The organism is Streptomyces sp. 1-11, assembly GCF_007176755.1.
In the GTDB taxonomy this organism is placed as follows: Bacteria; Actinomycetota; Actinomycetes; order Streptomycetales; family Streptomycetaceae; genus Streptomyces.
In genome coordinates, this window is sequence record NZ_BJTV01000019.1 from 89,128 (window position 1) to 101,562 (window position 12,435).

At 71.5% G+C, this 12,435-nt stretch carries 13 protein-coding genes; 5 read left to right on the plus strand and 8 right to left on the minus strand.

Features of this window, described 5'->3' with window-relative positions; all coding sequences use genetic code 11:
* Positions 1 to 15 precede the first annotated feature (15 nt).
* The 5 genes from TNCT1_RS30915 to TNCT1_RS30935 form a co-directional block, all read right to left on the minus strand.
* Complete coding sequence (locus TNCT1_RS30915; RefSeq protein ID WP_143638788.1) at positions 16 to 453, minus strand: glutaredoxin domain-containing protein; 438 nt, start codon at positions 451 to 453, stop codon at positions 16 to 18.
* Between the two features lie 108 nt (positions 454 to 561).
* Positions 562 to 1,203, minus strand: coding sequence for a class I SAM-dependent methyltransferase (locus TNCT1_RS30920; RefSeq protein ID WP_143638669.1), 642 nt, complete (start codon positions 1,201 to 1,203; stop codon positions 562 to 564).
* Positions 1,204 to 1,299: 96 nt separating this feature from the next.
* Complete coding sequence (locus tag TNCT1_RS30925; RefSeq protein WP_143638671.1) at positions 1,300 to 1,602, minus strand: protealysin inhibitor emfourin; 303 nt, start codon at positions 1,600 to 1,602, stop codon at positions 1,300 to 1,302.
* Positions 1,599 to 2,810, minus strand: coding sequence for a M4 family metallopeptidase (locus TNCT1_RS30930; protein ID WP_143638674.1), 1,212 nt, complete (start codon positions 2,808 to 2,810; stop codon positions 1,599 to 1,601). The genes TNCT1_RS30925 and TNCT1_RS30930 overlap by 4 nt, the downstream gene beginning before the upstream one ends.
* A 38-nt stretch (positions 2,811 to 2,848) precedes the next feature.
* The gene (locus TNCT1_RS30935; RefSeq protein ID WP_143638676.1) at positions 2,849 to 3,427 is read right to left on the minus strand and encodes a glycoside hydrolase family 25 protein; all 579 of its coding nucleotides are present in this window, start codon (positions 3,425 to 3,427) and stop codon (positions 2,849 to 2,851) included.
* A 574-nt stretch (positions 3,428 to 4,001) separates the two neighbouring features.
* On the opposite strand from TNCT1_RS30935, the gene TNCT1_RS30940 reads away from it, so the two are divergent.
* Complete coding sequence (locus TNCT1_RS30940; protein WP_143638678.1) at positions 4,002 to 5,108, plus strand: DUF2235 domain-containing protein; 1,107 nt, start codon at positions 4,002 to 4,004, stop codon at positions 5,106 to 5,108.
* A gap of 91 nt (positions 5,109 to 5,199) precedes the next feature.
* Here TNCT1_RS30940 and TNCT1_RS30945 read toward each other — a convergent pair whose 3' ends face one another.
* The gene (locus TNCT1_RS30945) at positions 5,200 to 5,907 is read right to left on the minus strand and encodes a lytic polysaccharide monooxygenase (RefSeq protein ID WP_143638681.1); all 708 of its coding nucleotides are present in this window, start codon (positions 5,905 to 5,907) and stop codon (positions 5,200 to 5,202) included.
* Positions 5,908 to 6,436: 529 nt separating this feature from the next.
* Here TNCT1_RS30945 and TNCT1_RS30950 point away from each other — a divergent pair.
* Positions 6,437 to 6,892: a DoxX family protein gene (locus TNCT1_RS30950; RefSeq protein ID WP_143638683.1), complete on the plus strand. Its 456-nt coding sequence runs from the start codon at positions 6,437 to 6,439 to the stop codon at positions 6,890 to 6,892.
* Between the two features lie 186 nt (positions 6,893 to 7,078).
* On the plus strand, positions 7,079 to 8,602 hold the full coding sequence (locus TNCT1_RS30955) for a chitinase (protein ID WP_143638685.1): 1,524 nt from the start codon (positions 7,079 to 7,081) through the stop codon (positions 8,600 to 8,602).
* 128 nt (positions 8,603 to 8,730) lie between these two features.
* On the opposite strand, the gene TNCT1_RS30960 is transcribed toward TNCT1_RS30955, so the two are convergent.
* Positions 8,731 to 9,183 (minus strand): iron chaperone, encoded by a 453-nt coding sequence (locus TNCT1_RS30960; protein WP_143638687.1) that lies wholly within the window; start codon positions 9,181 to 9,183, stop codon positions 8,731 to 8,733.
* A gap of 202 nt (positions 9,184 to 9,385) precedes the next feature.
* Positions 9,386 to 10,165 carry a VOC family protein gene (locus TNCT1_RS30965; protein ID WP_143638689.1) on the minus strand — a complete coding sequence of 260 codons (780 nt, stop codon included), beginning with the start codon at positions 10,163 to 10,165 and terminating at the stop codon, positions 9,386 to 9,388.
* A gap of 273 nt (positions 10,166 to 10,438) precedes the next feature.
* On the opposite strand from TNCT1_RS30965, the gene TNCT1_RS30970 reads away from it, so the two are divergent.
* Both TNCT1_RS30970 and TNCT1_RS30975 read left to right on the plus strand, forming a co-directional pair.
* The gene (locus tag TNCT1_RS30970; RefSeq protein ID WP_143638691.1) at positions 10,439 to 11,602 is read left to right on the plus strand and encodes a sensor histidine kinase; all 1,164 of its coding nucleotides are present in this window, start codon (positions 10,439 to 10,441) and stop codon (positions 11,600 to 11,602) included.
* Positions 11,599 to 12,219 (plus strand): response regulator transcription factor, encoded by a 621-nt coding sequence (locus TNCT1_RS30975; RefSeq protein WP_143638693.1) that lies wholly within the window; start codon positions 11,599 to 11,601, stop codon positions 12,217 to 12,219. The genes TNCT1_RS30970 and TNCT1_RS30975 overlap by 4 nt, the downstream gene beginning before the upstream one ends.
* Positions 12,220 to 12,435 lie beyond the last annotated feature (216 nt).

Genomic DNA, 12,435 nt, shown 5'->3' on the forward strand with positions numbered 1-12,435 from the left:
GCGCAGCGCTCCTGGTCACGCGGGAGGGGAGAGCTGGGCGCGCACCCACGCGGGATCGGGGTTCGTGTGCGGCCGCCCCGCCACGACGACGGTCGGCACGGTCTCGTCCCCGCCGTTGGCCGCCCGCACCGCCGCCGCTCCGGCCGGGTCACGCCAGATGTTCACCCAGTGCAGCTCGCGGGCGCTGCGGCCCAGCCGGAAGCGCAGCCGCATGCAGTACGTGCAGCCCGGCCGCCAGTAGACGACCGGCCGGCCGTCCTCCGCGCTGCGGCGCTGTGCTTCACCCGCGCCGACGGACCTCGGGAAGACGAGGGGCGAGTTCACGCCTGCGAGCAGCACGAAGGCCAGCAAAAGTGCCACGGCCTCACCGGGGCTGCCGCTGACGAACCGCCCAGCCGCGGCGGCTGAGCCGCAGAGCACGAACAGCATCGGCAACATCCAGGCGCGCATCATGGTCACGAAGACTATCCGCGAGTGGATGCGCTCCGCCCGGCCACCGGGTCCCTGCCGAGCAGTGCCTGGCCCAGCGTCACAAGGTCCTCGGGGCGGGTGGCGGCGGCCTCACTCCCCCGCGCGCATCAGCAGATGACCCCGGCGGAACCGTTCCCCCTCGCACGGCTCACGCAGCATGCGGCCGACCTCGGTGAAGCCGGCCTCACCGGCCAGCCCCGCGAGGTCGTCGATCGGCCATCGGTAGGCAGTGGTCACCTTGTGGTCGAACGCCGTGACCGGCTCTCCTTCCGACTCGAAGAAGGCGAGCAGGAGAGTTCCGTCGGACGCGAGCACCCGACGGAACTCGGCGAGGTACTGCGGCACGTCCCGCGGTGCGGCGTGGATGACCGAGTACCAGGACACGATGCCCTGCAACTGGCCGTCGGTCAGGTCGAGGGCGTCCATGGAACCGACCTCGAACCGCAGATCCGGGTACGTCTCGCGGGCGAGACCGATCATCACCGGCGACAGGTCGACGCCGAAGACGTCCAGGCCCAGATCGCGCAGATGCGCGGTGACGGGTCCGGGGCCGCATCCCAGCTCGGCGACGGGCCCGGCGCCGGCGGCCCGCACAGCCTCGGCGAACGCGGCGAGCACCGCGCGATCCAGTACAAAGGTCTGGAGGTCGTCGCGGGGCAGTTCGGCGTAGCGAAGGGCGACGGCGTCGTAGGCGTCGGCCGTCGCACGGTGGCGGGAGGAAGGTCGGGTCATGAGCGAGGACCCTAGAGCCTTCCCGGCGCCGACGGCTGACTATCGGACAGGATCACCGGCGACCACCGGGCCGCCGGCTTCCTGGCCCGTGGCGCGTCACTGCTGCGCGAGGTGCCTCCTGAGCCAGGTGAGCAGGGCCGCGAACGCGGGCGTCATGGCGGCGTCCGACTGTTCGAGGACCGTCACACCGCCGGCGGCCTCCGCGGTGATCGTGTAGCTCATCGCGTCCCTGGCACGGCCGGCCTCGTCCGGCGGGGGCGTCGAGACGGCCTCCGTCAGCAGCCGGGCCAGCTCTGCCGTGGCGCCCTCGGGCAGGGCGTTCGTGTCCAGCACCTCGGGCGGGCGGCGGAGGTTGGCCGCTGCCGCCAGCCCGCCGTAGGCCTCCAGGGTCACCTTCACCTGGTGCCCTTGAGCGCGGCCATCTCCTTGGCCAGCCCGGTGACCTTGTCGTTGAGCGCGCCGATCTGCCTGGTGAGGGCGGCCAGTCCGTCCTTCCGGCCCGTGCCGCCGTTGCCGTTGACCGCTGAGCTCCGTACCCGGGCGACTCCGGTCGGGACGCCTCTGACCGGGACTTCGACCTCCTGCCACGCCGCCAGTACGGCCGACTGCTCGGAGCCGCCGACGCCGAACAGTTCCCCGGCCTTCTGGAAGGTGGTGCCCGCGAAGTCCTGGAACTGGTCCTTGGCGCTGGACGCCTTGAGCGATTCGTACCAGATGGCTCCGGCGGCCTCCCAGGCGAATCCGCCGATGTGCACGGCCGTCAGGTAGAACGCCTTGTTCGGGATGCCGGAGTTGTAGTGGACCCCGCCGAAGTCGCCCCGCTTGGTGTCGGGCAGGTGGATGAACTTGCTCATCCGGTCGGGCTGGGGGTCCTTGCCGAACTTCGGGTTGTTGTAGGCGTGCCCCGGGTCCTTCATCGACCGCAGGGCGTCCCCGGCGATCCCCGGTGTCCACACGTCGGCCCCGATCAGCCAGTCCGCCTCCTCGGCCGTCTGTTTCAGCGACCACTGCTTGACCAGCGACCCGAAGACGTCCGACATCGACTCGTTCAGGGCTCCGGACTGGTTGTGGTACTCCAGTTCCGCCGTGTGGTCCGTGACGCCGTGCGTCAGCTCGTGGGCGATCACTTCGAGGGATCCGGTGAGGTTGCTGAACTCCTTGCCGTCCCCGTCGCCGAAGAGCATCTGACGCCCGTCCCAGAACGCGTTGTTGACCTGGAAGCCGAAGTGCACGTATCCGTCCAGGCGCATGCCCTTGTCGTCGACCGAATTGCGCTGGAAGACCTCCTTGTAGAAGTCACGTGTGAGGCCGAGGGCGTCGAACGCCCGGTTGACGGACGGGTCCGCGACCTCGGGGCCGTCCTCCGGCCTGGCCAGGACGGCGTTGGTGAGGGATTCCTCCTGCTCGCAGTCGAAGACGGTGCGCCGGCCGTCGCCGGGCGCGGCCGCGCCGGCGAAGGCCGCTCGGACCGCTCGCTCACCTCGCAGGCGAGCCGTGATCAGCAGGGTGTCCAGGGCGGCCTGGCGCGCCTCCCTGTCTTCGCTGTCCAGGAGCTTGTCGAGGATGTACGGGGGGATGATGCAGTTGACGGGGCGAGCCGTGCTCATGGCAGACCTCCTGAGTGAGAGGACGGTTCCGTCGGCCGTCAGTTCTTCACGCCGTTGGCGCCGCCGGCGAAGGCGACCAGCTCGGCCTTGGCCGCGAACCTGGCCACGCTGGTGTCCAGCGGCTTGTCGGTGTACTGGTGGAACAGCCAGTTGCTCTGGATGTCGGGTTTGCCCGCGGCCACGCCGTACTCGGCGATCCACAGGAAGTCACCCGCGTCACCGCTGGTGTCCCGGTGCCGCCAGAAGTCCCGGTTGCAGTACAGCCCGACCTTGTGGTTGGCGCCGCGCAGCCGCTTGACCTCGGCGATGAAGGCGTCCTTCTCCGCGCAAGTCGCCGCGGTGCCGTCCGGGTTGGTCTCCCAGTCGACGACCATCAGGTCGTACTCGTTGCTCGCGCAGCCCTCCACGAAGTGGGCCGCCTGCTCCTTGATGTGGCCCGGGTGCAGGAAGTGGTAGAAGCCGACGACGAGCCCCGCGGCGCGGGCGTGCGCGGCCTGCTCCTTCTGCCTGGGATTGACGTAGGAACGTCCTTCGGTGCCCTTGATGAACGCGAAACTGGTGCCGGCGGTGGGGAAATCCGCGTCCTGGAAGACGGATACGTCATAGCCTTTGATCATCACGCTGAGCCTCCCGATGCGTTGATCCGGAGGGAGCACCGCGGAGCGGCCACGCGGACGACGTCGCGTCTGGTCCGAGGTGAACCCGTCGACGACTTCGGCGTCCCTGACGCCGAACGCCCTGAGCTCTCGCGGTCACTGGCGAGCGGACCGGGTCCACGGGCCGCTGCTCTTTCTTCGGCGGCCCCGCTCGGGCCGGTGATCCCCACGGCCACCACCGCGTTCCCGCCGTGGTGCTCGTGGCACTCGTGGTGCTGCCGCTCCAGCTACCAGGCGTCCGCGCGCCGATCCGGCACGGTGCGGTCCTCCACGGTCTCCTTCCACCTTCTGACCAGGAACCGAACCGCGCAACTTGCGCGTGGCGAGCGGCGTGGTAGTGCCGCCGCGTCGAGTCCGGCGGCCGCCTCCCCCGGGTGATCGCCGATCGCGCTGGACACCCCCGGGTGCGAGAGGGACGCTGGCACCAGGACGGTACGCGCCGGCCGCGGAAGCACTCGCTCCGGCCGGCCGCCGGCGTCCGGACGATGCCACGGGCCGGCCGGCGCTCGCCCCCTTCGAGCAGGAAGGGACCATCATGGCCAAGCGTCTCGTCGTCTGCTGCGACGGAACCTGGAACTTCGCCGACCAACCGAGCAGGACCAACGTCGCCAAACTCGCCCTCTCCGTGTGCACGGGGGTCTGCGCGGGCAAGGACCAGCGTGTCTACTACCACGGTGGCGTCGGCACCAGTCGCTGGGAGCACCTCAGCGGAGGTGCGTTCGGTGTGGGCCTGTCCCAGAACGTGCTCGACGCCTACCGCTTCCTCGTCGAGACCTACGAACCCCGCGACGAACTGTTCCTGTTCGGCTTCAGCCGCGGTGCGTTCACCGTGCGGAGCCTCGCCGGGCTCGTGCGCAATTCCGGCATCGTGCGGCCCGCGCACGCCGACCGGATGCCGCAGGCCTGGCGCCTCTACCGCGACCGGCTCGAGAAGCCGAGCGGCGCGGCCGCCACGCTGTTCCGCCGTTCCTACGCGCAGGAGACGGGGATCCGCTTCATCGGGGTGTGGGACACGGTCGGCGCCCTCGGCATCCCGGTTCCGGCGGCCAGGAGCCTGGAGCCGGCCGTGGCACGCTTCAACCGCCAGTGGGCTTTTCACGACACCGAGTTGAGCAGTTGGGTCAGGGCGGCCTGCCACGCGTTGGCCATCGACGAACAGCGCTCCTCCTTCCGGCCGACGCTGTGGCACCAGCAGCCCGGCGCCGAGCGGCAGGGCCAGGAACTGAAGCAGGTGTGGTTCGCCGGAGTGCACTGCGACGTCGGCGGCGGCTACCGGGAGACGGGCCTCTCCGACATCACCCTGCTCTGGATGGCCGACCAGGCCCGCAGATACGGGCTGGTACTCGATCCGCAGACGCTCGGCGTCCACGGGCCGAGCGTGATGAAGCCGGACGACAGCATCGAGTTCCGTGTGCGACCGGATGTCCTGGGCGAGGTGCACCCGTCACGTACCGGCCTCTACCGACTGGCCGAGCCGCTGCACCGGGCCGTCGGACGCGCGGCGGACCGGGAGGGCCGGCTCGACGGCGACGAGTTCCTGGCACGGCCGGCCATGGAGCGCTACGACAAGGACGCCGACTACCGTCCGCCCGGGCTCGAGCAGTACCTCACCGACCGGCAGCGGGTCCGCCTGGACCCCTGAGAGGCCGCGGGTGCTGACCCGGGTCCGGCGGCGCGGTGAGGGCGCCGCCGGACCCGGCGGCCGCGCCGGGTCGATCCGGGCCGTCGCCGTTCTAGCAGGCCCCGAGGTCTTCCCAGACGCCCCACTGGCCGGTGGTGCCGGGCTTGTCGCCCGTGACCCACCACTTGGCGCGCCAGTTGTGGCCGCCGTAGGACACGGTGTCGCCGCCGTTGTAGACCCGTGCGGCGTCCCAGGCCGGCGCTGTGCAGGTGTCCCCACCACCGCCGGTGCCGCCACCGGTGCCGCCGCCGATGTTGACGTCGACGCAGGAGTAGAACGCGTTGGCGGTGTCCGCGATGTTCCAGACGGCGAGTACCTTCTGACGGCCCGTAAAGCCGCCGAAGTTCACCTGCTGGCTGACGTCCGCGCCCGGCTGCTGGTTGTGCCCGTCGAACTCGGCGATCTTCTGGCCGCCGATGAAGTACTGCCAGTTGGCGGTGGAGTGCCGGGCGGTGTTGTGCCACGTGAACGTCGCCGTCGTGCCGACCGGAGTGACCTTCCAGCCCTTGCTGTCGTTGTCGAGCTCGGCGTACTCCGCGTGTCCGCCGCTGCAGCTCTGCAGGCCCTTCGGCCCCTCGACGCTCTGCGGTTCGTACTTGATCTGACCGCAGTCGACGACGCCCTCGGCGCACTGTTCCTGCCGGCTCGTGGGCAATGTCACCCAGCCGTGGGCGCTGGCCGTGCTCGCCGGGAGGCTGACGGCGAGCACCGGGGCGACCAGCGCGCCGATCGCGAGAGCGGCTCGTCTTTTTGCGTTCATGCCATGTCACTTCCTTAGGGGCGGTCGAGGTGCGGGCATGGTGACGACACGGCGCGCACGTCGCGCGCCGCATCCTGGTGCGACCGATGCCATGGGTCGGGTCGAAGGCGGGCAAAGGTCTGGACCTGCTGCCCTACTAGGTCTAGACCATAGCTCCATGTCACGCCGGGTCAAGAGGCCCGGCAAGGCGAACCGACTCTCCCGGCAGTCCACTTGGCAACTCGCCGGGCCCACGCCAGGAGCCGCGCTGCGCCCGGAATTTCTCGCCCTATTGGTCTAGACAAGCCTGCCGGGATGGCTCACAGTTCGACTGCACGCGCGCCACCGGACGACACCACGGCCGTGGCCCTGCCGCGCCGCGCCCCACGAACACCGCGACGGCAGACGTCCGACCCCGCACCGCCCCGAGCGCCCTTCACCGACCCCGTCCGGATCGGCACGCCCGCAAGCGCAACCCGGCGTCAGCACCGCCCTTCCCCCACCGCGACGCAGCGCCTCCGGGTCGCCGCGCGAGAGAGGAGCACCTCCCATGGAAGCGCTGGAAAGAAGCAAGGAACACGTGCTCGGACTGTTCCGGATCGTCGTGGGACTGCTGTTCGCCTGCCACGGGGCCGCCGCGCTGTTCGGCATCCTGGGCGGCCCGCACGGCGCCGAGCCGCGGTTCGCCGCATGGCCGGACTGGTGGGCCGCGGCCATCCAACTGGTGGGCGGCGCACTGGTCATGTGCGGTCTCGCCACCCGGGTCGCCGCCGTACTGTGCTCGGGCTCCATGGCGTACGCCTACTTCGACGTGCACCAGGCCCACGCGCTGTTCCCCATCGAGAACGGCGGCGAACCGGCGGCCCTGTTCTGCTGGGCCTTCCTCCTCGTCGCCGCCCTCGGGCCGGGCAGGTGGGCACTGGCGTCCCTGATCCCTTCCCGCCGGCGGTCCGGTGACGGCCCGACCGGTCCGACGCGGTCACGGAGCACACCGTCGCGCGTATGACCCGGCGTGGTCCAGTCCGCCGCCTGGCGCCCTGTACAGGCACATGGGCGCCGGGCGGCCAAATTGGTCTAGTCCCTTTTTGGTCCAGACCATTGACCCGCCCATGTCACGGGGTCTATCCCAGTAGTCGGCAACACCCTGTCCGCACCAGGACATCGGCCACCCCCTCCACACACCAGGACTGACATGAGACTCGTGCGTTCCTTCCGCGCGGCCCTGACCGCGGCCGCCACCGCGGCGGCCGCGACAGGCCTCGCCCTCACGGGAACCGGCACCGCCCAGGCCGCGACTCCGCTGCCGAACCACGTCTTCGCCCCCTACTTCGAGGCGTGGACCGGCGAGAGCCCCGCCGCCCTGTCCGCCCAGTCCGGCGCCAAGCACCTGACGATGGCGTTCCTCCAGACCGCCTCCAAGGGCTCCTGCACGCCGTACTGGAACGGCGACACGAGCATGCCGATCGCCGCTTCGACCTTCGGCGCCGACATCAAGACGATCCAGGCCAACGGCGGTGACGTCATCCCCTCGTTCGGGGGCTACACGGCCGACACCACCGGCACCGAGATCGCCGACAGCTGCACCGACGTCCAGCAGATCGCCGCCGCGTACGAGAAGGTCATCACCACGTACGACATCTCGCGGCTCGACATGGACATCGAGGTCGACTCGCTCGACAACACCGCCGCCATCGACCGCCGCAACAAGGCCATCAAGCTGGTCGAGGACTGGGCGGCGGCCAACGGGCGCAAGGTGGAGATCTCCTACACCCTGCCGACCACCACGCAGGGTCTCGCCGACAACGGCGAGGCGCTGCTGCGCAACGCGGTGAGCAACGGCACCCGGGTCGACGTCGTGAACCTGATGACGTTCGACTACTACGACAACCAGGCCCACGACATGGCGAAGGACACCCAGACCGCCGCCCAGGGCCTGTACGACCTGCTCGCCCAGCTGTACCCGGGCAAGAGCCCGGCCCAGTTGTGGAACATGGTCGGCGTCACCGAGATGCCGGGTGTCGACGACTTCGGCAAGGCGGAGACCTTCACCCTGGCCAACGCCCGCACCGTGTACGACTGGGCCGTCTCCAAGGGCATCAACACCCTGTCCTTCTGGGCGCTGCAGCGGGACAACGGCGGCTGCGCGGGCGGGGCGGCCGCGGACAACTGCTCGGGCATCCAGCAGAACACGTGGGACTTCACGCACGTCTTCGCGCCGTTCACCGGCGGCACCAGTACACCGTCCAACGACTTCTCCGTCGCGCTCAGCCCGGCCTCCGGGTCCGTGACGGCCGGCCAGTCCGCGACGGCCACCGTGAAGACGGCCGTGACGAAGGGTGACGCCCAGAGCGTGAAGCTCAGCGTGAGCGGGGCCCCGGCGGGCGTCACCGCCTCCCTCAGCCCGGCGTCGGTCACCGCGGGCGGCACCTCGACACTCACCCTGGCCACCACCTCGGCCGCGGCCTCGGGCACCTACACGGTGACCGTGACCGGCGCGGGCACCTCGGGCAGCCACTCGGCGACCTACTCCCTGACCGTCACCGGCGGCTCCGGCAGCCAGTGCACGGACGCCCCGTGGGCCAAGGACAAGGTGTACACCGGCGGCCAGCGGGTCTCGTACAAGGGCCACGCCTGGAAGGCCAAGTGGTGGACGACGGGCGAGGAGCCCGGCACCACCGGCGAGTGGGGCGTCTGGCAGGACCTCGGCGCCTGCTGAACCGCCCGTCATCCGCAGGTGTGACGCGACCCCCGCGGGCGCTCCCGGACGACGCGCCGGAAACGGCCGTCGTCCGCCGGGACCGCCCGCGGGGGTGCGGCGCTGCGTGTTCGGCGCCTACGGCGCCCTCAGCGCACCGCCTGCTTCACGAGTGCGGCGATCCGTTCCTCGACCTCGGGCGTCACCTCGGTCAGGGCGAACCCGGCGGCCCACATGGGACCGTCGTCCAGCTTCGCCTGATCGCTGAACCCGAGCGTCGCATAGCGTGCCTTGAACTTCTCGGCGCTCTGGAAGAAGCAGACCACCTTGCCGTCCAGCGCGTAGGCCGGCATCCCGTACCAGAGCTTCGGAGCGAGGAGCGGGGCGCTCGCCGTGACCACGGCGTGCACGCGCTCGGCCATGGCCCGGTCCGAGTCCCGCATCTCGGCGATCTTCGCGAGTACGTCCCGCTCCGCCTCCGCCGCCCTGTCCGCACGCGAACTGCGGCGAGCCGCCTTCTTCAGCTCCTGGGCGTGGTCCTTCATCGCGGCACGTTCCTCGGGCGAGAACCCCTCGTGCGTGCTGCCTCCGGCACTGCTCATGGCTGTGTCCCCCCGCAGAATCCCGGTGCTCGATCGTCGTGAGGGACCCTACCCCAGCCCACCGACACCCGACCCGCGGCGCGACGGCCCCCGGCACCTTCGGCTGCCGGGCACCCTGATCAGCGAGCCCTTCCGGCCGAAAACCGGGCAGAGAGGCGGGACACCGCCCGTCCGCGAGTGGCACGGAGAGCACGGACGCCGCCTACAGCGGAATGGGCTTGATCATGGCAAACGGGGCGCCCTGCGGGTCGGCGACCACCGTCATCCGGCCCGCCATCATGTCGAACGGCGGGGCGAGGACCGTGCCGTTGCGCTTGACCAGGGCGTCCACGGTGGAGTCGACGTCGTCCACCGCGAAGTACGTCAGCCAGTGCGGCGGGGTGCCGGGCGGGTCGCCGTCGAGCAGGGTGACGCCTCCGACCGTGCGCCCTCCGACCCGCAGTTGCCAGTAGGAGTCCGCGCCATCCAGCGGCTCGATCTCGATGCCGAAGGCCTCCCCGTAGAAGGCGGTGGCACCGGGCACGTCGCTGGTGTGCAGCTCGTTCCAGATCAGGGCGCCCGGTTCGTTGACCACCCGGGCGCCGTGGAACTCGCCGGGCTGCCAGACCCCGAACACCGCGCCCTGCGGATCGGCGGCGATCAGCATCCGGCCGAGCGTGCCGACGTCCATCACCGGGACGAGCAGGGTGCCGCCCGCGGAGACGATCGCGTCCTGCGTGACCTGCGCGTCGGTGCCGGCCAGGTAACTGGTCCATACGGTGGGCGGTTCCGGGGCCCCCTCGGGGGACATCGCCGGGCCGATCCCGGCCGCCGCCCTGCCGTTCAGCTCGCAGACGGCGTACCCGCCGAACTCGGCCGGACCCGGCCGGCCCTGCCAGCCGAACAGGTCGCGGTAGAAGTCCAGCGCGGCCTGCTGGTCCTTCGCCATCAGGTCGACCCAGCAGGGTGTGCCCGTCGGATACGGAGCGGTGACTTCTGTCATCTTCCGTCCTTTCTCGTGCGGTGTGTCCGCCAGCCTTCCGCCGGGGACGGCGATCCGCCGCCCGACACGCCGCCGCCCTTCGCCGACGGGCAGGTGCACGGTGTGGCATTGCCCTCGGCCCGCCGTGCACGGACCAGTCCTGGCCGGTCCCGGACAAGCACACGGCACGGCGTCGGCCGGCTTCGGGTCGGCCGATCGGTTGATGCCGCACGGGGCCGGCTGGGCCACCATTGACCCGTACTACGAGGTCGGACGGGCTGCGAGAGGTGGACGATGGAGCACGACCCGGACGCCCGGTGGCTGGCGCGCGTCATGCACATCGCGTTCTTCCTCCTCCTAGGCGCGTCACTGGCCCGCTTCCTGCTCCGGCACCCCTGGCAGGAGCGCGGTCCCTGGATCGTCGCGCTGTCCGGCGCGCTGGCCGCGCTGTACCTGCTCGGGCCGGTCGTCGGCACCCGGGCCACCGCACGCCGCACCGCCTGGCTGGGCACAGTGGTCGCCGTGTGGGCGGTCCTGGTCCTCCTGGCGCCGAGCTTCGCCTGGTGCGCCGTGCCGCTGTTCTACACCGGGCTGCGCACCCTGCCGCCGCGCGCCGCGCTCGTCCTCGTCGCGCTGCTGACGGTGTTCGTGGTGACGGCGCAGGTCAAGCTCTCGCACGGCGGCTGGGATCCGAACCTGCTGGTCGCACCGCCCGCGGTCGCCGCCATCGCGACGGCGGTCTTCGTCCACGCGCGGCGGCAGGCGGACCGGCAGCGTGCCCTGATCGACGACCTGATCAGGGCCCGCCGCGAGCTCGCCGCCACCGAGCGCCGCGAGGGAACCCTCGCGGAGCGGCAGCGGCTGTCCATGGAGATCCACGACACGCTCGCTCAGGGCCTGTCCAGCCAGCAGATGCTGCTGCAGGCCGCGGACCGGGTGTGGGACAGCGACCCGGGCGCCGCGCGCCGGCACGTGCGCACCGCCGAGTCCGTCGCCGAACACAATCTCGCCGAGGCGCGTCGCTTCGTGCACGACCTCGCGCCCGCCGAACTCGCCGGGGGCAGCGGGCTCGAGGAGGCGCTGCGGCGTCTCGCCGCCCGCGAGGGCGCGGGCTTCCGGGTCGACGGCGTACCGGTGCCGCTGCCGGAGCGGGTGGAGTCGGCGCTGCTGCGGATCGCGCAGGGTGCGCTGGCGAACGTGCGCGAGCACGCCGCCGCCGCGTCCGCGGCGCTGACCCTCACGTACCTCGGCGACCAGGTCGCCCTCGACATCGCCGACGACGGCCGCGGTTTCGAGCCGGGCCGCGTGCGGAGCGCGGGGGTGCGCGGGCACGGTCTGCCCGCCATGCGGGCCCGGGTGCGCCGCCTCGGCGGCACCCTCACCGTCGAGTCCGCCCCCGGCGAGGGCACGGTACTGTCCGCCGCGGTCCCCCTGCACCACGAGGAGAGCGACAAGTGACCGTTCGGATCCTGATCTGCGACGACCACGCCGTGGTGCGCGCCGGACTGCTCGCCCTGCTCGGCAGCGTGGACGGGATCGAGGTCGTCGGCGAGGCCGGCAGCGGCGAGGAGGCGGTCGCGATGGCCGCGAAGCTGGAACCGGACGTCGTGCTCATGGACCTCCAGCTCGGTCCCGGCATCGACGGCGCGACGGCCACCCGGCGGATCGCCGCGCAGGGCGTGCGCGTCCTGGTGCTCACGACGTACGACACGGACGCCGACATCACCCGGGCGATAGAGGCCGGGGCGACCGGCTATCTGCTGAAGGCCGAGCGCCCCGAGGAGCTCTTCGCCGCGATCCACTCGGCGGCCCAGGGCCGCACGGCCCTGTCGGCGCCGGTCGCCGAACGTGTCGTCGACCGCATGCGCGGTGCCGGGCGGCCCGGCCTGACCGACCGCGAGCGCGACATCCTGGCCCAGCTCGCGCGGGGGCTCGGCAACCGTGAGATCGCCCGCGCCCTGTTCATCAGCGAGGCGACGGTGAAGACCCATCTGGGCCGCATCTACGCCAAGCTCGGCGTGGACACCCGCGCCGGAGCGGTGGCGGTGGCCAAGGAGCAACGCCTGCTGCCCTAGGTCCTGTCGTCGAATTCCCGTCGGGCCCGCGGCGAACGGTCAGACAGGCCCCAGCCGCCCTCGTCGCCGGCATGGGCGGCCGCGGCGGGCCGTCCCGTGTCATCCGATCGGTTGACGGCCCCGTCAGCCGTCCCGCGCGCCGGAAGGAGCCGGGACACCGACGGGTGCGGCCGGTTCCCGGCCGGAGGGTTGGGTCACGGCGCACAACCGGCGCCG